A 22,709-nucleotide genomic window follows, 5' to 3' on the forward strand; every position below is an offset into this window, starting at 1 on the left:
ACAGGGCGTTCTGTCTCTGCTGCAGTAATCTCGCACGACACGTTTCGTCGACCCGGCTACGGCCGGGTTTTTTCTGTCTTGCCCACATAAGATGGCGCGGAGAAAAAGTATGAATCGTCTTTTAATTACTATTGATCAACTTAACCGGTTAACTGATACAGAAACGACCCTGATGGATGTGGTCGAGCATTTTCACGCGCAGGGCTGGCAGATTGACCTGGTCACGCGACTGGTGGAAGGCACCTATTTACGGCGGCTGAAGGCGTTGCAGCGAAGCGGCAACGTGCAGTGCTTTATGGAAGATGAGCATCCGCTGGCGGCCCACTACGATTTGATCTGGATTTGCCAGGGCTACATGAGTCTGAAAATGATCTCGGCTCTGCAGAAAGGCGAAATATCTGGCGTTTGCGTTTTTCAGCACTACTACGCCTATGCGGACCAGGACCTGCCCTATGGCGCGGCGCTGGAAAACAAACTGGCGGCCTACAGCCTGGCCGTTTCCGCCATCTCCTATGCGAAACTCGCGCTGAAAGGCATCGATCAACGCAAACTCCATATATTTCCTCTTTCCGTTAGCGACAGCTTCGCTCAGGTACAGCCGCAGGCTATGCCGCCGCTGTCGCGCATTTTGCTGATCTCTGAAGAACAAAATGACGCCATTGGCGAGCTGCGGACGCTGCTGGCCGCGAAGGGCATCAGCCTTGACCATATCAACGCCCGACGTCGCGAGGTTGAGCTGACGCCTGAGTTCCTTTCCACCTATCAGCTGGTGATGGCACAGACTCGTCCGGTGGTCCAGGCGCTGGCTGCCGGTGTCCCTGTTTATCTTACCGATACGGTTTCCGGCGCGGGCTATGTAAACGGCGAAACGCTGGAAGCGGGGCTGGATTCGCATTTCCTTGCCGATTACGGCAGTGCACCGCATCAAAGCCCTGAAGAGTGGGTACAGGATATCGTTGAGCCTTATGCCGATGCCTGGCAGTGGACGCAGGACTTCCGCGAAGAAGCTTTCCGGCAGTGGTCGCTCAGCGCGCAGATCGAAGCCGTGCTGGCCCGCTTGCCGAAAGCGGACAGGCTGCAGGTTACCGAAGCCGAAGCCGCCAGCCTGACGCTGCACCGCAAGGTGATTGCCGACGACGCCGAAAAATCCCGCGTGCTGGAAAGCTGGCTGAAAACGCGCCAGCCTTCCGAAGCGCGCATCAGCGTGCTGCTCTCCTTTATTAACCAGATGCCGGAAACCGGCAATATCGGCCTGGCGATCCTCGATCCGCACGGCGACAGCGCCGCCGTTGAGAAGACGCTTGCCTCGCTGGAGGCTCAGTATCTACAGCCGGCCCTGGTGGAAAAAGTGCGCGACAGCCAGCAGCTGGCCGGGCTGTTCAGCCAGACGCAGGCCGATTCCTTGCTGCTGGTCACCGCCGGCAGCGAGCTGATGCCGTGGGCGCTGCTGGTCTTTGCCGAGCACCGTCTGCGCCAGCCTGACGCCGCGCTCTGGTACTGCGACAGCGTCACGGGCGAAACCCTGCTGGCCGCCGAAAGCCTGTTTAAACCCGATCTGAATATCGATCTACTGCGCAGCCAGCCCTATATTGGCGAACAGATGCTGATTAACGTCGCGGACGCGCGTGAGGCGGGCGGTTTCGACGCTGGTTTTACGCGCCTGGGCGGCATCGATCTGGCGTGGAAATTTATCGAAACCCGCGGCGCGCAGTCCATCGGCCATATCGCCGATGCGCTGATGCTGGTGCCGGAAACGGCGGAAAGCTGGCTACAGCTGCCGGAAATCGTGGCGGAAAGCGCGGCCGTGACCGCTGCGCATCTGGCGCGCTGCAATCTGCCCGCCGTGGTCGAGCCGGGCCTGCTACCGGGGCTGCATCGCGTACGCTTTACTCATCAGCAGCAGCCGCTGGTTTCCATTGTCATCCCGACGCGCGATCGCCTGCCGCTGCTGCGCCGCTGCATCGAAAGCCTGATGGAAAAAACGCAGTGGCCACATTATGAACTGCTGATCGTGGACAACAATTCTCAGGACGAGGCGACCTGTGACTATCTGGCGCAGCTTGAGGCGCTGAATATCGCTCAGCTGCGCGTGCTGCGCTGGCCGCAGGCGTTCAGCTTCTCCGCGATCAATAATTTTGCCGCCGAGCAGGCGCGCGGCGATCTGCTGCTGTTTTTAAATAATGATACCGAAATCGTTGAGGGCGAGTGGCTGTCGGCGATGGTCGAACACGCCACGCGTCCCGAAGTGGGCATTGTGGGCGCGCGGCTGGAATACCACGACGGGCGCATCCAGCATGCCGGCATCGTCGCGGGCGTGGGCCTCGGCGTCTCGCCGGTTTACGACGGCGTCAGCGTGGATAACACCGGCTATATGCAGCGCCTGCAATCGATCCTGAACGTGACCGCCGTCAGCGCGGCCTGCATGATGGTGCCGAAAGAGGTCTTTGTCGAGCTGGGCGGCTTCAGCGTCGATGAGTTCCCGGTCTACCTGGGCGACGTGGATTTTGCGCTGAAGGCGCGTGCCAGCGGCTATCTCACCGTATGGACGCCTTATGCGCGTCTGCTGCATATGGGCGGCGCAACCCGCGTGCTGGGCGAAGAAGTCGGCATTGCGTCCCATGTCGGGCCGGAGATGTTTGATACGCTGCGTGAAAAATGGCGCGGGCAGCTCAGCGTGGATGTCAGCTATAACCGTCAGCTCACCAAGGTTGGCGGCAACTTCCAGCTGGGCACGCGTCAGTCGCGCTATCAGCAGCCGCTGCCGGGCCGACCGCTGCCGGTAATGATGGCCTGTCATAAAAACCTGACCGGCTGCGGCAACTATCGCGTGATCAAGCCGTTCAAGGCGCTGGAAGGCAATCTGATACTGGAAGGCGGCCTGACGCACGGCCTGCCTGCGGTGATGGAGGTGGCGGAAATACAGCCCGATACGCTGCTGCTGGAGCTGGTGACCGACGTCTCCATCCCCGAGCGCGTGAAGCAGTATCGTCAGGTCAGCAATACCAAAATCATTATGGAATACGATGACTACATTCCAAACCTGCCGCTGAAAAGCGTCTTCCGCAAGCAGCTGCCGAAGGATATCGTGCGCCAGCTGCGCCGTTCGGTAGAGCAGGCGGACTGGCTGGTGGTCTCCACCGTGCCGCTGGCCGAAGCCTATGCGCCGTTCCATCACGACATTCGCGTGGCGCAGAACCGCCTGGACGATCAGTGGGCCGCGCTTAACAGCCTGCGTCGTCAGGGGAAAAAGCCGCGCGTCGGCTGGGCGGGCGGCAGCAGCCATACCGGCGACCTGGAAATCCTTCTGCCCTTTATGAAAGAGCTGGAAAACGAGGTCGAGTGGGTCTTTATGGGCATGAAGCCGCAGAACGTGAAGTGCGAATTCCACTACGGCGTGCCGTTCGAGTTTTATCCCGAAAAGCTGGCGACGCTGAACCTGGATCTGGCGCTGGTGCCGCTGGAGATGAACTTCTTTAACGAGTGTAAAAGTAACCTGCGTCTGCTGGAGCTTGGCGCCTGCGGTGTGCCGGTGATCTGTACCGATATTGAGCCTTACCGCTGCGATCTGCCGGTCACCCGCGTAACCAACCGCTACAAAGACTGGATGAACGCCATTCGCGAACATCTGGCCGATATGGACGCGCTGGCGGCCAGGGGCGACGCGCTGCGCGCCGGCGTATTCCGCGACTGGATGCTGCGTGACGAAGGCCTGACGGACTGGCAGAACGCCTGGCTGCCGCGAGGCTAGTTTCAGGTGATTTTTATGGCTGACCGGGAGCGCCTGGTCAGCCCGCTCTAATTAAAAAGTACGGCTCGCAAGGGGGCAGGATGATTGGCGGAAAAAAAATTGGCGTAGGCATCGTGACCTATAATCGCAAAGCCGGACTGATAAAACTTTATCAGTCGCTGCCTCGCGATATTATCGACGCGTTAGTCGTGGTTAACGACGGCGCTTATTATCCCGAACTCGGCGAGCTGGATTGCCATCTTCACCATAACGAAGTGAATCAGGGCGTTGGCCGCAGCAAAAATATTGCGTTGCGCTATCTTCAGGCTCAGGAAGTCGACCATTTCTTTCTGATCGAAGATGATATTTTCGTTAAGGATTCGTCCGTTTTTGCCCGTTATATCGAATTATCTGCCCGCACCGGCATTCAACATTTTAATTTTAGCCAGCATGGCGATAAAAATGTGCAGCCGGACTGTACGCCGCGTCCTTGCTATATTATGGATTACGGCGATTTTGTTATGCCGCTGTATCCGGCCTGCGTGGGCGCATTCTGCTATTACTCCAGAGCCTGCCTGGAAAAAGTCGGGCTGATGGATGAAATTTACTATAACGCCGTGGAGCATCTCGACCACACCTATGCCGTTATTAAAGCGGGACTGCATCCGTCCTATCACTATTTCCCGGATTTGGATAATTCAGGCCAGTATCTGGGCGATGAAGGCTGGAGCCCGCAGCAGTCAACGATTTCCGGCAAGCTCTCTTCCCGGGCCATAAGCCTGGTCGCTGCGACGTACTTCCAGGAAAAGCATGGCTGCCTGCCGCCGAAAATTCCTGTGGTATCGACCGAGGCATTGAAAAAAGAGCTGGCTACGCTGAAAAAGCGTTATGCCATTAGCGCCAGCCTGGTTAGCTAACCGTTTTCTGCGTTATTCACTTCTGCTTCTCTGGCACGCTTCGCTTTTCTGGCGAAGCGGGTCTTTTTATCTCGCCTGTTTTTTTTGCCTGAAACTTGCCGTCTGGCCCGTATCCAAAAGCCGCTTATTTTGTTATCACACTCAGGTTTTGCCCTTGCGGCACTGGAGAAAAAATGCGCCAGGCCGATAACTCTTTTTTATAACAATTCATTTTGATCCTCTTGCGGAGTGTGACATGCGCTTCAATTACGACCTGCTGCCTGGCGAACTGTTGCCGTTCGATGAAATTGCCGAACGCTATGGCCAGAAATACCCTGAGGATAAATCGCTAACCCCTCATGGATTACTCAGTCCTTCTACCTCCAGCAAGAACTGGATTATCCGGGCGATTTTCGCCAGCAGGGATATCCACGGCGCGCTGGAGGATGTGCTTTTTATCTCTAACGACAACGAACGTAAAAACTATTTGCAGCGCTTTGAGCACTACCTGCAAAAACAGGAGAGCTTTCTCTATTTTCGTCGCCCGCCCGCACCCGCACCGTGGAACGTCTGGAAGGTGATGGGCGAGAGCAAGGTGGTGGCGATGCTGGATCCGGCCTCGATTATGGCGCAAAGCCTGATGGCACAGCGTGGTTTTACGCTCAGCCTGCTGCGCACCGATGAGGAAGACGAGTACTGGCAGCTGTACGACAGCCAGACGCGGCCCTGTTTTGAATATGCGAGACAGCTCCAGTTCCTGGTGGTGCTCAGCTCGCCGCTGCTGCCGCCTACGGCAGGCGTAATGCCCGGCACGCAGGTAGGGCGCCGCGTCAAAGCGCGTCTCTGGCAGCGCATCAGCCAGCAGTCTTTCAGCACGGCGGTGCGTGAACGCTACGGCGCCTGTGTGATCACCGGCACCAAAGTGCATGAAAATGCCAGCTACCCGTGGGTAGAGGCCTGCCATATTGTGACGGAAGAGAACGAAAGCGGTTTTCTGAAAGATAATAACGTGGATAACGGGCTTTTTCTGCGCAGCGACCTGCAACGGCTGTTCGCCAGCCATCTGCTGCTGATCGACGGCGAGACAGGCAAAGTCTCTTTCCGGCACAGTCTGCCCGCCGATGAAGAGTTAAGCACTGCTTATCAGGATCTTGCCGGTAAAACCTGTGCATTATGGGAGCAGGTACCCACAGCGACACGGCAGAGACTGCTAAGGTTGCGTTAGCTTTCCGTAAAAAGCGGTGCCCGACGCCGCTTTTTTCCACAAAAATGAAATAACCCGCCTTTTTTACCGCTATTCCTCCAATCAATCCGCACTACAGAAACAGATAATCATGCCGATAACTTAACTAACGCAGGATAGTCATAGTGAACGATCTATATACCGTCGGTGGCGTGATGGATAAAAACTCGCTGTGGCAGCGCTATGTGCCGCTGGTGCGTCATGAGGCGCTGCGCTTACAGGTCAGGTTGCCAGCCAGTGTTGAACTGGACGACCTCCTGCAGGCGGGTGGCATTGGGCTGCTGAATGCCGTCGAACGTTACGATGCGCTGCAGGGCACGGCATTTACTACCTATGCCGTACAGCGCATACGTGGCGCGATGCTGGATGAATTACGTAGCCGTGACTGGGCGCCTCGCAGCGTGCGTCGTAACGCGCGCGAAGTCGCCACCGCCATGCATCGCGTCGAACAAAGTCTTGGAAGGCCGGCCAGCGAGCAGGAAGTCGCGGCACAGCTGGACGTGTCATTAGAAGAGTACCGGCAGATCCTGCTGGATACCAATAATAGCCAGCTGTTCTCTTACGACGAATATCGTGAGGAACATGGCGACAGCGCGGAGCTGGTGACGGAAGGCCACGAAGAGGCTAACCCGCTACACCAGTTAATGGAAGGGAATCTGCGCGAACGCGTCATTGAAGCGATCGAGGCGCTGCCCGAACGCGAAAAAATGGTGCTGACGCTTTATTACCAGGAAGAGCTGAATCTGAAAGAGATTGGCGCAGTGCTGGAGGTCGGGGAATCCCGTGTCAGCCAGCTGCACAGTCAGGCGATAAAACGCCTGCGCGCCCGGTTAACGGGAGCGCGCTGACGGAGTCAGTTTTGCACTCTCAACACCAACCGGGGACTCCAAATGGGATCCAAAATTAAAATGAGGCCGCTGAGCCGCTATTTGAAAGATTTTAAGCACAGCCAGACTAACTGTTCACACTGTAGTAAAGTTCTCGACCGTATGGCGTTGGTTTTCCGCGGGCAGATCATCAATAAAGAGGCGATCGCCCGCATGGACCAGCCGATTGACGACCAGGTCTGGTCAAAGCTCCAGCTTGAGCTGACCGCGCTGTGTCGTTTTTGCAGTGATATTTACTGCAATACGAATCCTACCTATTTTGACATCATGGCGTTTAAACAGTATCTGTTTGAGCAGACCGAGATGAGCCACAGCACGATTCGCGAATATGTTGTTCGCCTGCGTCGCCTTGACGGGATGCTGTCGGCCCGTAATTTTCCGGCGGAAAGATTGGCCGGCAACAGCTGGCACGAATGTCTGGAAAACGATCTTCCCGATGCGGGCAACAATAATTACCGCATCGCCCTGCGCAAATACGATCAGTTTTTAGGCTGGCAGCGCAATTAGATTGGGACGACAGCCTCTTTTACGTTACCTTTTAGCTATGTTTTGTAAAACCGTAATAACTTTTCCTGCGTTGTTAAGGGATTGGTTAAGTAAAGGCTTACAAAATAAACTTATAAAAAAAATACCTCTGAAAAAGTTACAGCGGTTTGTAACGGTTTCTGACATGTCTGAATGTGGGCATGACGTGGACATCAGGGCAGCGCAATATCGCTGCCCTGAATTTACAGTATCAGCAGTCCTGAACTGTTAATCTGCCAGCCAACGGCCCCAGCGCGATGGTATTTTCCCGATCTCAAAGCTATATGCGCATAACTCATCGTCAGCGCTATGCTTGCGAGCCCACACATTTGCTGTAAAACATGATATTTCCCTCGTTCATCATGACGTGACCAGTAAATATATGCCGCAATATGTGGAGTGATTGGCCTGGCGGGATATCGGGTTTAATTTGTTTGCGCACCCCACAGAATTTTCTGCAATCGACATTAAACAAGCTGGTGCTGGCTGTCGACATCATGTTGTGTTCTGGCTCTGCCGAAATCGGAACCGCACGCCGTTTACCGTTTTTGGTTTTCAAATACATGACGCGACAGTTAACAATCTGCGACCGTTTTAAAGTGACAACTTCTGTCCGGCGCCCGACTGCACTGAGTGCTACCAGAGCCACCAGGCGCGCATCACCGGCCAGCGTATTGAACAGGGCGGCGATTTCATCTTTGCTAAATGACATCTCCTGGATCAGTACAGGCAGTGAGCCAGATCCTCTAATCGGATCCTCACCCGAGCATTCGCTAATCTCCGCCAGCCGTGTGAACATGCCTGGCAGTGGGTAGATCTCACGATTATTCGCGCCGGGCTAAACAACTGTGAACCAATGCCTGATGCAACATCAGTTGAACATCAGTTGAACATCTGAAAATTGCTCCCTAAAAGCAATGCGTGTTGCGCACCGCGCATCGGCGGTGTTATTATGCGCATAACGCAACACAGGGAGTGATTAACGTGATCAGGAGTTTTAAGCATAAGGGGCTGAAGAAATTTTTTGAAACTGGCTCAACGGCTGGGATTGATTCACGCAACGCTGACAAAATCGCGTTTCGCTTGTCTGCACTGGATAACGCTAAAATCATTGATGACGTTGATATTGCCGGTTTTAACCTGCATCCCCTGCGAGGGGATCGGGCGGGGATCTGGTCTGTGACGGTAACAGGCAACTGGCGAATAACCTTTGAATTTACAGACGGTGATGTATTTATCATTAATATGGAGGACTACCACTGATGGGCAGAATGTTTAATCCCCCTCATCCTGGGGGGCTAATCCGCGAGTCTATGGAATCGCTCGGGCTGAGCGCACGTCAGCTTGCATCGGCGCTGCACGTTGCACCCTCAACGGTTCAGCGGTTAATTGTGAGTAAGTCTGACATATCTCCTGAGATGGCGCTAAGACTTGCAGCCGTCCTGGGTGGTTCTGCTGACGTGTGGTTGGCAATGCAGCGCGATCACGATTTATGGCGTGCACGGCAGCGTATCGATCTGTCAGTGCTGCACAGATTGCAGCCTGCATAAGCGCATAAAAAACCCCGCGTTTGCGGGGTGTCCGCTATCTGGCTTGTAACAAATCTAACGCCATCTGCCGTTCTTCCGGCGTAATCAGCCCAATCAGTTTTTTTTCAGCAGGTCGTTACCGGCGCGCGCTGGGCTGAGCGTATGCGAAAACGACTGATTCGTCACGAAAGTGTGGTCGCATTCCACGTCAGAGCACTGGCAATAAATATCTGACGGTTCGGGATGCTTGCGGTTAGTCTTCCGTATGATTGCTTTGGCATTGCATTGCGGGAAAATAATTTTTAGTACGCGCATAGCCATACTCATTCATCAACCAACGCACTGACAACTCGCGCCCAAGGGCTACTGTACCGATCGCAAAGTGAAAAGTTGAAGCCAGTTTCACTTTTTTCCAGAAAATATTGGGGAAGTATCGTATAAAATGCAACATACGGAAAAGAATACAGTTCTTGCTGTTTTTCGCAATTTGAATGAAATTTCAAGAGGGAGAATATGCAGGGGCGATTAATTTTTTAAATTAAAACTATACGTTAAAAAAATTATTATTCTTTAAGGAGCTGAAATACCTTACGGATAGAAATAGCTATCCCTGTTAGTTATTCTTGACACGGTTTATTGGACGAAAGGGAAAATGTATGGATGCAAAATCTATTGCCCGTGGGGTAGTTGAGGGTATCTCGTCAGTACCTTCTGGGATGTATGACGGCGTAATCAGAACCTGGCATCTGATGAAAATCTTGATATGGTTTATTTTTTGGTCGAGCCTGCGCTTGAACCTTATCTGAAATATATCAACAGTAGCCCAATGATTTGTAAGGCGGTTCAGCATGAACTCTGCAAAATCCTCGCTAAGTAAATTGGGCAAAATTGCCAGCTGGGGCACTTCTCATTTTCTCGAGGCCATGATTACCGGACTTTGCTCAATAGCTGCTTTTTTGTCGTTGTTTCTGCTGGAGGGCGGTGTAATGAAAACAGTTGGCTTTGTCGGCTTCTTTGTTTTGGGATACCTGCTTTCACTTGGACTCGGACTGCTGAGAGGAGAGCGTTAGCGCTTTGCTTTCACCTGGACCTGGACTATTGAGAGGAGAGCGTTAGCGCTTTGCGATCCCTGATAGCTTATAATATGCAAGCCCGCCTGGAAGCGGGTTTTTTTATATAGTCAATGTGTGGTATTGGCTTAAAACCATTTTTTTCAATATGTTATCCTTGCCTTCGCAACAGTAAGGATGACTTTTTGCTGCTGTGGAGGCTACGTTGTCCTTACATCTTTTACACTCATTTCCCCGTCTGGAACTGCTTGGCGCACCGACGCCGCTTGAGCATCTGCCTCGTCTTTCCGATTATCTGGGGCGCGATATTTTTATCAAACGCGACGACTTCACGCCCGTAGCCCTGGGCGGCAACAAACTGCGCAAGCTTGAGTTCCTGGCGGCGGATGCGCTGCGCCAGGGCGCGGACGTGCTGCTGACCGCCGGCGCTATCCAGTCTAACCATGTCCGTCAAACCGCCGCCGTGGCCGCAAAGCTGGGCCTGAAGTGCGTGGCGCTGCTGGAAAATCCGGGCATTACCCATCTTGAAAATTACGCCACTAACGGCAATCGCCTGCTGCTGGACCTGATGGATGTGGAAGTAGTCATGGTTGATGCGCTGCACGATCCCGCCGCGCAGCTGGCTGAACAGTGTACGCGGCTGGAAGCGCAGGGCTTTCGGCCTTATGTAGTGCCGGTTGGCGGCTCCAACGCGCTGGGCGCGCTGGGATACGTAGAATGTGCTCAGGAAATTGCTCATCAGAGCGAAGGCGTGGTAGATTTTGCCGCTGTCGTTGTTGCCTCCGGCAGTGCCGGAACCCATGCCGGTCTCGCCGTAGGACTGGAGCAGCTGCTGCCGGACACCGAGCTGGTTGGCGTAACCGTTTCGCGCAGCGTTGCTGAACAGCAGCCTAAAGTGGTCGCTATTCAAAAGGCGCTCGCCGCGCAGCTTGAGCTAACAGCGCAGGCGCCCGTGACGCTCTGGGACGACTATTTCGCGCCGGGCTACGGGATGCCGAGCGAAGAGGGCACGGAAGCGATCAAACTGTTGGCCAGGCTTGAAGGGATATTTCTGGACCCGGTCTATACTGGCAAGGTAATGGCCGGATTGATTGACGGCATCGCACAAAAGCGTTTTCGCCGCGAAGGCCCGCTACTGTTCGTTCACACGGGTGGTTCGCCGGCGCTGTTTGCTTATCATCCTCTGCGGTGATCCGCGGGCCTTCGGAAAGAAAGCTGACTACACACTATTAATCTGCATCTCAACATGGAGCGCTTATGAATTTTTCTCTGGTTCGTCGCCAACTGGTAACGGGAATGATGTCGCTGGCGCTGGTGGCTGGCGTTGCCACCAAGGCTACTGCTGCCCCGGAAAACCTGCTGAATAAAGTAAAAGAACGCGGCACGCTGCTGGTGGGCCTGGAAGGAACCTATCCGCCATTCAGCTTCCAGGACGAAAACGGCAAACTGGCCGGTTTTGAGGTCGATTTCGCCAACGCCCTGGCACAGCATCTGGGCGTCAAGGCCAGCCTGAAACCGACCAAGTGGGACGGCATGTTGGCCTCGCTGGACTCAAAGCGCATCGATGTGGTGATCAACCAGGTCACCATCTCCGACGAGCGCAAAAAGAAGTATGACTTCTCTACGCCTTATACCGTTTCCGGTATCCAGGCGCTGACCAAAGCCGATAAGGCCGACAGCATCACTAAGCCTGCCGATCTCAGCGGCAAAAAAGTGGGGCTGGGACTGGGCACCAACTACGAGCAGTGGCTGCGTGAAAACGTGAAGAACGTCGATATCCGTACTTATGACGACGATCCAACTAAATATCAGGATCTGCGCGTTGGCCGAATTGATGCGATCCTGGTTGACCGTCTGGCCGCGCTGGATCTGGTGAAGAAAACCGGTAAAACGCTGGCGGTAGCCGGCCCGGCCTTCTCTCGTCAGGAAGCGGGCGTGGCGCTGCGCAAAGACAACCCGGAAATGCTGGCGGCGGTCGATAAAGCCATTGCGGACATGCAGAAAGACGGTTCGCTGGCTAAGATTTCCGACAAATGGTTTGGCGTGGACGTAACTAAATAATGCAGGAAAGTTTACAACTGGTGCTGGATTCAGCACCATTTTTACTGAAAGGCGCGCTTTTCACCCTCCAGCTCAGCATCGGCGGCATGTTCTTCGGGCTGCTGCTGGGCTTCGTGCTGGCGATGATGCGTCTTTCCCACTTCTGGCCCATAGCCTGGCTGTCGCGTTTCTACGTGTCGATATTTCGCGGCACGCCGCTGATCGCCCAGCTGTTTATGATCTACTACGGCCTGCCGCAGTTCGGCATTGAGCTGGATCCAATCCCTTCCGCCATGATTGGCCTGTCGCTGAATACGGCGGCCTACGCTTCCGAATCGCTGCGCGGTGCTATCGCCGCCATCGAGCGCGGCCAGTGGGAAGCGGCGGCCAGTATCGGCATGACGCGCTGGCAGACGCTGCGCCGGGTTATTCTGCCGCAGGCCGCCCGTACCGCGCTGCCGCCGTTAGGCAACAGCTTTATCAGCCTCGTGAAAGATACCTCGCTGGCCGCCACCATTCAGGTGCCGGAGCTGTTCCGCCAGGCGCAGCTGATCACCTCGCGCACGCTGGAAGTTTTTACCATGTATCTGGCGGCTTCGCTGATTTACTGGGTGATGGCGACTTTACTCTCCATGCTGCAAAGCAGGCTGGAAAACCACGTTAACCGCCAGGATCGGGAGGCAAAATGAGCGCCATTGAAGTCAGCGGGCTGGTGAAGAAATTTAACGGCCACACGGTGCTGCACGATATCGATCTGGAGGTCGCTTCGGGCGAAGTGGTGGCGATAATCGGCCCAAGCGGCTCGGGCAAAACCACGCTGCTGCGCAGCATCAATCTGCTGGAAACCCCGGACAGCGGCACCATTAAAGTGGGCAATATCCGTATTGATGCCGCCGCCGGCATGAACCGTCAGAAAGAGCAGGTACGCCGTCTGCGCCAGCAGGTAGGCTTTGTTTTCCAGAACTTTAATCTGTTTCCCCATCGTTCGGTGCTGGAAAACATCATTGAAGGGCCAACCATCGTGAAAGGCGAACCAAAAGCCGAAGCGGTGGCGCGTGCGCGTCAGCTGCTGGAGAAGGTTGGGCTGGCGGGCAGGGAAGAGAGCTATCCGCGTCGGCTTTCCGGCGGCCAGCAGCAGCGCGTGGCTATCGCCCGTGCGCTGGCGATGCGCCCGGAGGTGATCCTGTTCGATGAGCCGACCTCCGCGCTGGATCCCGAGCTGGTAGGCGAAGTGCTCAATACCATCAGGGCGCTGGCGCAGGAGAAGCGCACTATGGTTATCGTCACGCATGAGATGAGCTTTGCGCGTGACGTTGCCGATCGCGCCATCTTTATGGATCAGGGTCGCATCGTGGAGCAGGGCAGCGCAAAAGCACTGTTCAGCCATCCCGAACACCCGCGCACCCGTCAGTTCCTGGAAAAGTTTCTTTCGCAATAACCCTGTAAAATTGCCGGTTAATTCCGGCAATTTTCAGCGCGCCAGCTGAATAAGCTTTTTCTTAAATATCTTTCATGCCGCTTCGTTATAAAATAGCCGTTCTTCCTGCGTAAACAGCTCTCCCGCCTGTGCTTTCCCTTACCCGCCTTCGTTTTGGAGAAGTTCCTTAAGATGTCAGTCTCTTAAAAGAGGAATAATTTATTAACTTATTGCAAATTTCCAGGGTAAGGTAAATTCGCTTCGCGAGAAGAGGAATGTTCTGAATATGCATGATGCCGGGCATGACTAAGTATTCAGGGCCAGCAGCAGCCACATTGTATATATTTGTCAGCGTACGGTCAGGGCCAGATAATATTAAATATCTCGGCTACGGGGAGGTATCGCTACCTCATGTTATCCCAGTTTATGACGGTCGGAGTAATATAATGAATACGACTCAAAAGCAGGATATTGCCTGGATAAACAGTTTAAAAGGCCTCTGCATTTTACTCGTGGTTTTATATCATGTTGTCCTGCCAGGCTATGCCGAAATGATTGGCCATCTGGTTGCTGGCTTTATGCCTGCTAAATTATGGCTGGCCTTTAATAATTATCTTTCGCCGCTGAGGATGCCCGCCTTTTTCTTTGTCTCTGGCCTGCTGGCGACCAACGGCATTATTAACCGTCCATGGAAGCAGGTTTTTACCAGTCGCGTTACCAATCTTTTCTATCTCTATTTCCTTTGGGGCGTGATCCAATGGCTGATGATCCGGGGCGTCTCCAATGAGGTGATGGGCGAACAGCTCTCCAAAAACACCAACGCGGCCTGGGCGGCCACGCCGGTGGAGTCGGTTAAATTAATGCTGCTGGCGATGAGCTCCTCCTGGTATCTTTATGCGCTTGGCCTGTTTTTTGTGTTCGCCAAACTGTTCCGCGAGCAGCGGCTTGCGATGATGACCATTGCGGTTTTGCTGAATTACGCCGCCGTCATGAAAATCATCCCAGGCTGGGGACCGGAAAGCGTCGCGCAGTATCTGATCTTCTTCCTGCTGGGTACCTTTTACAGCAGCACTTTGCTGCGCTGGAGCGAATGGCGTCGCAGCAATCTGGTGCCCTGGGCCGCGCTGATAGCGCTGTCGCTGATCCACGCTAAGCTCGGTATTCCCCATAGCCTGTTCCTGTGTGCGCTCGCTGTTTTAATCTCCGTCGCCGCCTGCCGGACGCTGAATCGCTACTTTACGCTGGGCTGGCTAAACTGGCTGGGCAGAAACACGCTGCAAATTTACGTGCTGCACCGCATCTTTATCGAATTCTTTGGCATGTCCGCCATTTTGTTCGCGGAACATCATCAGCTGTTCGCTAACAAAGCGTTCTCCATGCTGTGGGCGACAGCTTTCCCGGTGGTAATGGTGGCGCTGTGCGCGGGCTGTTCGGTAGGCGTGTGGACGTTGCTTAATCGGGGCATCGGCAAAAATCTGTTTATCTATCCACGGCTGCTGCGTGTCAAAGTTGATGCCTGACAGAAAACACCAGGCGTAAGAAGGCCGCTTATTAGCGGCCTTTTTCTTATGACTTTAAACGCATCAGGTGGCTACTTTTTCCGGTCAGCCGCGCGGCTAAACCAAAAAAGGGGCGAACTGCTTCGCCCCTTGTACGGAATCCGCTGCTTTAAGCCTGTCGGGCAGGCCGACGGGCGCGTTAGCCGATGGTCATCAGGCTGGCGTTGCCGCCTGCCGCTGCGGTATTGACGCTCAGCGAGCGCTCAATCAGCAGGCGTTCCAGCAGCAGATTGGTTTCGCCGCGGGCAAAGCCCTGGACGGAAACAATCGCGCCTTCACGAGCGGCCACCGTTTCGCAAACTGTTCTGAGCTGATCGGCATCGCCGTGGTAAATCACCGCCTCAAACTCGTTATGCTGCGCCAGCGGTTCGACCGCAAAGTCGATACGGCTCTGCACGGCTGTGGGCAGTTTCTTCGCCAGCGCGCGATGCAGTTCATCATCCTGCCACAGCGCGCGGCTGCCCACGGCGGTGACCGCCGCCAGCTGCACCAGCGCATCCTGCTCGTTATCCGCCAGGCAGACCACGCGCTCGCGCGGCAGCAGGGTAAAGGTGTTGCGTTCGCCCGTCGGGCCGGGCAGCAGGCGAACGGTGCCGCTCTGGCCCAGCTCGGCAAACTGTTTGCAGACCGCAGCCAGCTCCGGCTTGTCTTTCGCCCACTCCGTCAGCGCCTGATGAGTGGTCAGCAGCACCGGACGCAGCGCCGCATCAACCGGACGCTCGACGTCCTGGCGATCCAGCGTAACCTTCAGCGCGCCATCCGGGCGATGCGAGAGCAGACGATAGAGATAGAGCGGGCCGCCCGCTTTCGGGCCGGTGCCGGACAGGCCTTCGCCACCGAACGGCTGGACGCCTACGACGGCCCCTACCATATTGCGGTTGACGTACAGGTTGCCGACTTTGGCGCGGCTGGTGACCTGATTGATGGTTTCATCAATACGGGTATGCACGCCCAGCGTCAGGCCGTAGCCGGAAGCGTTGATCTGCTCAATGATTTTCGGCAGCGTGCTGCGGTTGTAGCGCACCACGTGCAGCACCGGCCCGAAAATTTCCTTATCCAGATCGGCGACGTTTTCCAGCTCAATCAGCGTTGGCGGAATAAAGGTGCCGGTCTGCCACTCTTTGCTGTCGTGCTTATCGTTAAACGCCGCCTGATACACTTTCATGCCTTTGCTGCGCATCGCCTGAATATGGCGTTCGATATTTTCTTTCGCTTCGCTGTCGATCACCGGCCCGATATCGGTAGACAGGCGCTCCGGGTTGCCCATACGGCATTCGGCCATCGCGCCGCGCAGCATTTGCAGCGTGTGGTCGGCAACATCATCCTGAATACAGAGCAGACGCAGGGCAGAGCAGCGTTGACCGGCGCTGTCAAAGGCAGAAGCCACGATATCGACCACGACCTGTTCCGTCAGCGCGGAGGAGTCCACGATCATGGTGTTCATGCCGCCGGTTTCCGCAATCAGCGGCGTCGGTCTGCCTTGCGGATCCAGACGACCGGCCAGATTACGTTGCAGTAGCGTTGCTACGGCAGTCGACCCGGTAAACATCACGCCGCGTACGCGGTCGTCGCCGGTCAGCTGAGCGCCGACGGTTTCACCCAGGCCCGGCAGCAGCTGTAGGGCACCCACCGGCACGCCCGCTTCATGCAGAATAGCGACGGCGGCAGCGGCCACCAGCGGCGTCTGCTCGGCAGGCTTGGCCAGCACGCTGTTGCCTGCTGCCAGCGCTGCGGCAATTTGACCGGTGAAGATTGCCAGCGGGAAGTTCCACGGGCTGATGCAAACCACCGGGCCAAGCGGACGGTGCGTTTCGTTATCGAAATCGTCGCGAACCTGGCCTGCATAGTAGTGCAGGAAGTCGACCGCTTCGCGTACCTCGGCGATAGCGTTGTTAAAGGTCTTTCCGGCCTCACGCACCAGGATCCCCAACAGGCGCTGTAGCTGAGCTTCCATCAGCTCGGCGGCACGGGTCAGGATCTCCGCACGGGCGGCAGGCGGCGTGGCGAACCAAATCGGGCCGGCATTGACGGCGGCGTCCAGCGCGGTCGAAACATCTTTCCCGGTAGCGTGGCGCACATAGCCCACGATATCGGCAGGCTCCGCCGGATTGAGCACCGGCAGCTGTTCGCTGGCTTCCGTTTCGCCATCGATAACCGGCGCGGCGTACCACGGCTGGATAGCGCTGTTCAGCAGGGCGCTGGAGAGCGAAGCCAGGCGGTGTTCGTTAGCCAGATCCAGACCGGCGGAGTTCTGACGCGTTGCGCCATAGAGATCGCGCGGCAGCGGGATCTTCGGATGCGGCAGACCAATCGCCCCTTCGGTGCGGGCCAGTTTTTCCACTTCATCGACCGGATCGGCGACCAGATCTTCAATCTGGAGCGTGTTATCGGCAATGCGGTTCACAAACGACGTGTTGGCACCGTTTTCCAGCAGGCGGCGCACCAGGTAGGCCAGCAGCGTTTCGTGCGTGCCGACCGGTGCATAGATCCGGCACGGGCGGTTAAGCTTGCCATCCGCCACTTTGCCGACCACCTGCTCGTACAGCGGTTCGCCCATGCCGTGCAGGCACTGGAACTCGTACTGACCAGGGTAGTAGTTATTGCCCGCCATCTGATAGATAACCGCCAGCGTATGCGCGTTGTGCGTCGCGAACTGCGGATAGATCAGGTTCGGTACGGCCAGCAGTTTACGGGCGCAGGCCAGATAAGAGATGTCGGTGTAAACCTTACGGGTGAACACCGGATAGCCTTCCAGGCCGTCCATCTGGGCGCGCTTGATCTCGCTGTCCCAGTAGGCACCTTTCACCAGGCGGATCATCAGGCGGCGACGGCTGCGCTGGGCCATGTCGATCAGCGCGTCGATCACAAACGGGCAGCGCTTCTGATAGGCCTGGATAACAAAGCCGATGCCGTTCCAGCCTTCCAGCTCCGGCTCAAAGCAGAGTTTTTCCAGCAGATCCAGCGACAGCTCCAGGCGATCCGCTTCTTCCGCATCGATGTTGATGCCAATGTCGTAAGAGCGTGCCAGCAGCGTCAGCGATTTCAAAATGGGGTAAAGTTCGTTCATCACGCGCTCGTACTGCGCGCGGCTGTAGCGCGGATGCAGCGCGGAAAGCTTGATGGAAATGCCCGGCCCTTCATAGATGCCGCGACCGTTGGAGGCTTTACCGATAGCGTGGATCGCCTGCTGATAGGAAACCAGATAGGCTTCAGCGTCTTTTGCCGTCAGCGCGGCCTCGCCCAGCATATCGTAAGAGTAGCGGAAGCCTTTCTCTTCCAGCTTGCGGGCGTTCGCCAGCGCTTCCGCGATGGTTTCGCCAGTGACAAACTGCTCGCCCATCAGGCGCATCGCCATATCCACGCCTTTGCGGATCAGCGGCTCGCCGCTTTTACCGATGATGCGGTTCAGCGAGCGCGACAAATTCGCCTCGTTGTGCGTGGCGACCAGGCGGCCGGTAAACAGCAGGCCCCAGGTGGCGGCGTTAACAAACATCGAAGGGCTGCGGCCCAGATGCGACTGCCAGTTGCCGTTGCTGATTTTATCGCGGATCAGCGCGTCACGGGTTGGCTTATCTGGAATACGCAGCAGCGCTTCCGCCAGGCACATCAGCGCAACGCCTTCCTGTGAAGAAAGTGAAAACTCCTGAAGCAGCGATTGCACCATACCGGCGCGGCCGCCTGCCCCTTTTTGGTGCCTGAGCGCCGAAGCCAGCTTGTGGGCAAGACGTTGGGTTTGCTGCGCCAGCGGCTGCGGCAGACGTGCCTGTTCAAGGAGCATCGGCACTGCTTCCGTCTCCGGGCGACGCCACGCGGCGGTAATGGCGGAGCGGGTTACCGATTGCGGCAGAATATGTTCGGCAAACTCCAGAAAAGGCTGATGCAGCTCCTCGACCGGCGCGTCTTCGCTCTCCTGAGCCGTAGCCTGCAAGGGGAATTCCGGCAGGGCGTCGCCTCTCTCCAGCTGTTCCAGATAGTTAAAAATAGCCTGTTTGATCAGCCAGTGAGGTGTGCGATCGATCTGGCCCGCAGCCTGACGAATGCGGTCACGCGTGGCCTCGTCCAGCTTAACGCCCATAGTGGTTGTGCCCATGCCTTAAAACTCCTTGCAAATAGTCAAAACAGATCTGGCAAGCAATATCACTTAAGTTGCAACTTTGTGCAACCTTGTTAAATGTGAGGCTGATTGCAGAGTGTAAAAACGCTTTTTTAAAAAGCGGCATGGATATTGCTGCAAAAATCCGGCCAGCTTTACAGATTGCAGTAAAACTGGGTTCTGAAAAGGTTTTTTGAGAGGTGTAACCGGTGACACTGTGATCCAGTGCAACCTGTCGAATCTTCTTTCCAGATGCAAGGTGAAATTAATGTAACGATTGTGTTAAACCATTGGCGAGTATTGTGCCCGTCAGTGCTTTGCGGCAGGATACCCCGCCCTGGGTGGTTAAAAGTGGCGCCGCAACGTTCCGGCGGCGGGGCAGGGTTGCGCATTAACAATAATAAGTGGAGAACCTGAATGACAGTAAGCACACCTATGATGGTGACCTTTTGCGTTTACATTCTTGGCATGGTGTTTATCGGCTTTTTGGCCTGGCGCTCAACCAAAAATTTTGATGACTATATCCTGGGAGGACGCAGTCTGGGCAGCGTGGTCACCGCGCTTTCCGCCGGTGCATCTGATATGAGCGGCTGGCTGCTGATGGGCCTGCCGGGCGCCATTTTCATCTCCGGCATCTCCGAAAGCTGGATTGCTATCGGCCTGACGCTGGGCGCTTACCTTAACTGGAAAATCGTCGCCGGACGCCTGCGCGTGCAGACTGAACACCATGATAATGCGCTGACGCTGCCCGATTTTTTCGCCAGCCGTTTTGAAGACAGAAGCAAAATCCTGCGCGTTATCTCTGCGGTCGTCATCCTGGTTTTCTTCACTATCTATTGCGCTTCCGGCATCGTAGCCGGCGCCCGCCTGTTTGAAAGCACCTTCGGCATGAGCTACGAAACGGCGCTGTGGGCTGGCGCAGCCGCCACTATTATCTATACCTTTGTCGGCGGTTTTCTGGCCGTAAGCTGGACCGATACCGTGCAGGCGAGCCTGATGATCTTCGCTCTGATCCTGACGCCGGTGATGGTTATTATTGCAGTAGGCGGCCTGAGCGATTCCCTGGCGGTTATCCAGGCGAAGAGCATTGAAAATATGGATATGCTGAAAAACCTGAACTTTGTCGCGGTGATCTCGCTGCTCGGCTGGGGACTGGGCTACTTTGGTCAGCCGCATATCCTGGCGCGTTTTATGGCGGCGGATTCGCACCATTCTATCCGCAGCGCGCGCCGTATCGGCATGACGTGGATGATCCTGTGCCTGGGCGGTGCGGTAGCGGTCGGCTTCTTTGGTATCGCCTACTTCCAGAACCATCCCGAGCAGGCAACAGGCGTCACCGACAACAGCGAACGTATTTTTATCGAGCTGGCTCGTATTCTGTTTAATCCGTGGATCGCCGGTATCCTGCTTTCTGCTATCCTGGCGGCGGTGATGTCGACGCTGAGCTGCCAGCTGCTGGTTTGCTCCAGCGCGCTGACGGAAGATCTCTATAAAAACTTCCTGCGTAAAGGTGCCAGCCAACGTGAGCTGGTATGGGTAGGGCGTCTGATGGTGTTGCTGGTGGCGGTCGTAGCTATCGCGCTGGCTTCCGATCCGAACAACCGCGTACTGGGGCTGGTAAGCTACGCCTGGGCCGGCTTTGGTGCGGCGTTCGGGCCTGTAGTGATCTTCTCGCTGGTGTGGAAGCGTATGACCCGTAACGGCGCGCTGGCCGGGATTATCGTAGGCGCGGCTACCGTGCTGATCTGGAAACAGTACGCCTGGCTGGATCTGTATGAAATTATTCCGGGCTTCCTGTTTGCCAGCATCGCCATCGTGCTGTTCAGCCTGGTGGGCAGCAAGCCTTCCACTGCGGCCGTAAAACGATTTGAGGCAGCCGAAGCCGAGTTCCATTCGCGTTAATCACGCTGATAACTACGACAGGCTCGCTTCGGCGGGCCTTTTTTTTAAGAACGGAAAACCTGGTCAGGGAGGACGGCATAAAGCCATCATGGCTTGTCATCCTCTTGCGATAAGGTTATGATCTGCTCATAAATCAAGGATGAGTTAAATGGATTATGGATTAGCGACCCTGCTGAGCCTGCACGGCACCCGCTATATTTATGCCTGCGGCTACTGGTATGAAATTATGGATCATTTTTTCACCGCGGTAGATAAAATCGTGGCTGAAGCAACCAGATAAAAAGGGATGATGATGAAAGCACTGATCGGCGTAATGCCAGAAAATGAGTTTCGCCAGCGGGTCATGGCGATTGTCAGCAATGAGTACCTTCCTGAAGAAAACGAACCCAAAATCTGGTTCTCCTCGCTAAACGCGGTCGCGCAGATTTTAAGTCCTGAAAATCTGGCGCTGCTGGATATGATGGATCGGGAGAAACCGGAAAGCATCTCTCAGCTGGCCCGGCTGGCCGGGCGGGCGGTGAGCAATCTTTCCGCCACGCTGTCGACGCTGGAAAAACACGGCTTCGTGAAAAAAGTAAAAGGGAAAAACTGTATGAAACCGGTGGCGCTTTACACCGAGTTCGTTATCCACACCGCACATTTCCCGGCCAAAAAAGCCAGCGACGCTGCCTGAGTTGGCCCCGGTACAACGGCGCGCATATTTGGTTATCTTAAATTTTCTGCTGTTCGATTCGTGGCAATTACTGTCCCCACGGCAAACAAACCGCAACAGGAATAAAAACGGGACGTGAGTTGCTACCAGTGGCGATAAGGCGGATCTGAGCGCACCGCCTGGGCCCTGGGACGATACGCTGGCTGAGCCGTTGCAATAAACGTGTTACGCATCAATGGGAGGCGAACGTCCTGACATGCGGCACGCATCAGTTTCGGGGCCGGACGAACGTCCAGACAGGCGATCGGACAATTGGTTTTAGTTGGTGATTGAGCCCCAAACTGTCTGTCGTCATCGGCCAATAACGTGATTACAAATAATCTTCTCGATGACTTCATAAATTGACTTCGAAAACCAGGGTTAATAAAATGACTTCATAGAGTGAAGCTATGGCAGGGATAAAGCTATGGTTGCATTAAGGAAGAAGCATAAACTCATACTGACTAAAATTTTTGCGCTGCCTGTTCCTGCCAACATTAAGTGGGCAGAAATCGAGTCGCTTATCCGGGCTTTAGGTGGTGAAGTTACCGAAGGTAGCGGATCCCGGTGCCGATTCAAACTCAATGGCAGTATCGCAAGATTCCACCGCCCACATCCTGCCCCTGATACCGACAAAGGCGCAGTTAACAGCGTTAAAGAATGGTTAGAAAGTATAGGGATTGAACCATGAGCAAAGCAAAACCCAACAAATATGAGATAGCCGGGCAGCCGGTTGTTGTCAGCTTCGTACCTGAACTGAACGCGTTTCGCGGCAAATTCCTGGGGCTCAGTGGTTATTGTGATTTTGTTGCTGACAGCGTAGAAGGGCTGCGGAGAGAAGGCGAAATTTCCTTAAAGGAATATCTGAAAGATTGTCGGGAAGAGGGGATAGATCCTTATGCCCGACAGGAAAAAACGAAGACATTTACTTTACGCTATAACGAGACGCTTGCTGAAAAATTAAGTCATGTGGCAGCTGAAAACGATATGTCAGTAAATACTTTCATCATTGAAACGCTGGAAGAGCGAATCAGACACGCATAATAAAAGCCCCGTCCAGGCGGGGCTTTCTGCCAAAACCAGCTCCTTTCCTTTCGGATAGTCTTCGGGTACAGAAATAAACAGGTAGG

Annotated in this window: 20 protein-coding genes and 1 pseudogene; 18 read left to right on the forward strand and 3 right to left on the reverse strand. The window is 55.2% G+C overall.

Annotation, left to right across the window (positions count from 1 at the left end; translation table 11 throughout):
- Positions 1-109 precede the first annotated feature (109 nt).
- From AB6T85_RS00005 to fliZ, 5 genes are all read left to right on the forward strand, one after another.
- Positions 110-3,748 carry a glycosyltransferase gene (locus AB6T85_RS00005; RefSeq protein ID WP_369894546.1) on the forward strand — a complete coding sequence of 1,213 codons (3,639 nt, stop codon included), beginning with the start codon at positions 110-112 and terminating at the stop codon, positions 3,746-3,748.
- 80 nt (positions 3,749-3,828) lie between these two features.
- Complete coding sequence (locus AB6T85_RS00010) at positions 3,829-4,644, forward strand: glycosyltransferase family 2 protein (protein ID WP_369894547.1); 816 nt, start codon at positions 3,829-3,831, stop codon at positions 4,642-4,644.
- A 235-nt stretch (positions 4,645-4,879) separates the two neighbouring features.
- Complete coding sequence (locus tag AB6T85_RS00015) at positions 4,880-5,848, forward strand: HNH endonuclease signature motif containing protein (protein WP_301253399.1); 969 nt, start codon at positions 4,880-4,882, stop codon at positions 5,846-5,848.
- 143 nt (positions 5,849-5,991) lie between these two features.
- Positions 5,992-6,714 carry an RNA polymerase sigma factor FliA gene (locus tag AB6T85_RS00020; RefSeq protein WP_253460517.1) on the forward strand — a complete coding sequence of 241 codons (723 nt, stop codon included), beginning with the start codon at positions 5,992-5,994 and terminating at the stop codon, positions 6,712-6,714.
- Between the two features lie 42 nt (positions 6,715-6,756).
- On the forward strand, positions 6,757-7,260 hold the full coding sequence (fliZ, locus tag AB6T85_RS00025; protein ID WP_253460520.1) for a flagella biosynthesis regulatory protein FliZ: 504 nt from the start codon (positions 6,757-6,759) through the stop codon (positions 7,258-7,260).
- A 325-nt stretch (positions 7,261-7,585) separates the two neighbouring features.
- On the opposite strand, the gene AB6T85_RS00030 is transcribed toward fliZ, so the two are convergent.
- Entirely contained in the window at positions 7,586-7,990 is a 405-nt protein-coding gene (locus AB6T85_RS00030) for a site-specific integrase (protein ID WP_301253398.1), read from the reverse strand.
- 272 nt (positions 7,991-8,262) lie between these two features.
- Between AB6T85_RS00030 and AB6T85_RS00035 the strand changes: the two genes are divergently transcribed.
- Complete coding sequence (locus AB6T85_RS00035) at positions 8,263-8,541, forward strand: type II toxin-antitoxin system RelE/ParE family toxin (RefSeq protein WP_253460523.1); 279 nt, start codon at positions 8,263-8,265, stop codon at positions 8,539-8,541.
- Positions 8,541-8,828: a HigA family addiction module antitoxin gene (locus tag AB6T85_RS00040; protein ID WP_253460526.1), complete on the forward strand. Its 288-nt coding sequence runs from the start codon at positions 8,541-8,543 to the stop codon at positions 8,826-8,828. The genes AB6T85_RS00035 and AB6T85_RS00040 overlap by 1 nt, the downstream gene beginning before the upstream one ends.
- A gap of 34 nt (positions 8,829-8,862) precedes the next feature.
- On the opposite strand, the pseudogene AB6T85_RS00045 reads toward AB6T85_RS00040, so the two are convergent.
- Positions 8,863-9,122: pseudogene (locus AB6T85_RS00045) on the reverse strand (Ogr/Delta-like zinc finger protein).
- Between the two features lie 533 nt (positions 9,123-9,655).
- Between AB6T85_RS00045 and AB6T85_RS00050 the strand changes: the two are divergent.
- The 6 genes from AB6T85_RS00050 to AB6T85_RS00075 all read left to right on the forward strand — a co-directional run bounded on the left by AB6T85_RS00050 (position 9,656) and on the right by AB6T85_RS00075 (position 14,854).
- Entirely contained in the window at positions 9,656-9,877 is a 222-nt protein-coding gene (locus AB6T85_RS00050; RefSeq protein WP_253460529.1) for a hypothetical protein, read from the forward strand.
- Positions 9,878-10,082: 205 nt separating this feature from the next.
- Complete coding sequence (locus AB6T85_RS00055; RefSeq protein ID WP_369894548.1) at positions 10,083-11,069, forward strand: D-cysteine desulfhydrase; 987 nt, start codon at positions 10,083-10,085, stop codon at positions 11,067-11,069.
- 65 nt (positions 11,070-11,134) lie between these two features.
- A complete protein-coding gene (gene tcyJ, locus AB6T85_RS00060; protein WP_125290927.1) occupies positions 11,135-11,938 on the forward strand; it encodes a cystine ABC transporter substrate-binding protein in 804 nt (267 codons plus the stop codon).
- Positions 11,938-12,606, forward strand: coding sequence for a cystine ABC transporter permease (tcyL, locus tag AB6T85_RS00065; protein ID WP_253460535.1), 669 nt, complete (start codon positions 11,938-11,940; stop codon positions 12,604-12,606). Before tcyJ ends, tcyL begins: the two co-directional genes overlap by 1 nt.
- Positions 12,603-13,355: an L-cystine ABC transporter ATP-binding protein TcyN gene (gene tcyN, locus AB6T85_RS00070; protein WP_253460538.1), complete on the forward strand. Its 753-nt coding sequence runs from the start codon at positions 12,603-12,605 to the stop codon at positions 13,353-13,355. The genes tcyL and tcyN overlap by 4 nt, the downstream gene beginning before the upstream one ends.
- 425 nt (positions 13,356-13,780) lie before the next feature.
- A complete protein-coding gene (locus AB6T85_RS00075; protein ID WP_301729415.1) occupies positions 13,781-14,854 on the forward strand; it encodes an acyltransferase family protein in 1,074 nt (357 codons plus the stop codon).
- A 178-nt stretch (positions 14,855-15,032) separates the two neighbouring features.
- Here AB6T85_RS00075 and putA read toward each other — a convergent pair whose 3' ends face one another.
- The gene (putA, locus tag AB6T85_RS00080) at positions 15,033-18,983 is read right to left on the reverse strand and encodes a trifunctional transcriptional regulator/proline dehydrogenase/L-glutamate gamma-semialdehyde dehydrogenase (protein WP_301253395.1); all 3,951 of its coding nucleotides are present in this window, start codon (positions 18,981-18,983) and stop codon (positions 15,033-15,035) included.
- A gap of 420 nt (positions 18,984-19,403) precedes the next feature.
- On the opposite strand from putA, the gene putP reads away from it, so the two are divergent.
- The 5 genes from putP to AB6T85_RS00105 all read left to right on the forward strand — a co-directional run bounded on the left by putP (position 19,404) and on the right by AB6T85_RS00105 (position 22,623).
- On the forward strand, positions 19,404-20,888 hold the full coding sequence (putP, locus tag AB6T85_RS00085) for a sodium/proline symporter PutP (RefSeq protein WP_253460546.1): 1,485 nt from the start codon (positions 19,404-19,406) through the stop codon (positions 20,886-20,888).
- Between the two features lie 148 nt (positions 20,889-21,036).
- On the forward strand, positions 21,037-21,168 hold the full coding sequence (locus tag AB6T85_RS00090; protein ID WP_255416553.1) for a hypothetical protein: 132 nt from the start codon (positions 21,037-21,039) through the stop codon (positions 21,166-21,168).
- 12 nt (positions 21,169-21,180) lie between these two features.
- Positions 21,181-21,561: an HVO_A0114 family putative DNA-binding protein gene (locus AB6T85_RS00095; protein ID WP_125290933.1), complete on the forward strand. Its 381-nt coding sequence runs from the start codon at positions 21,181-21,183 to the stop codon at positions 21,559-21,561.
- Positions 21,562-22,006: 445 nt separating this feature from the next.
- On the forward strand, positions 22,007-22,270 hold the full coding sequence (locus AB6T85_RS00100) for a type II toxin-antitoxin system HicA family toxin (protein WP_125290934.1): 264 nt from the start codon (positions 22,007-22,009) through the stop codon (positions 22,268-22,270).
- Positions 22,267-22,623: a type II toxin-antitoxin system HicB family antitoxin gene (locus AB6T85_RS00105; protein WP_253460553.1), complete on the forward strand. Its 357-nt coding sequence runs from the start codon at positions 22,267-22,269 to the stop codon at positions 22,621-22,623. The genes AB6T85_RS00100 and AB6T85_RS00105 overlap by 4 nt, the downstream gene beginning before the upstream one ends.
- The last annotated feature ends 86 nt before the right edge of the window (positions 22,624-22,709 follow it).

Source organism: Erwinia aeris (assembly GCF_041224955.1).
GTDB lineage: Bacteria > Pseudomonadota > Gammaproteobacteria > Enterobacterales > Enterobacteriaceae > Erwinia > Erwinia aeris.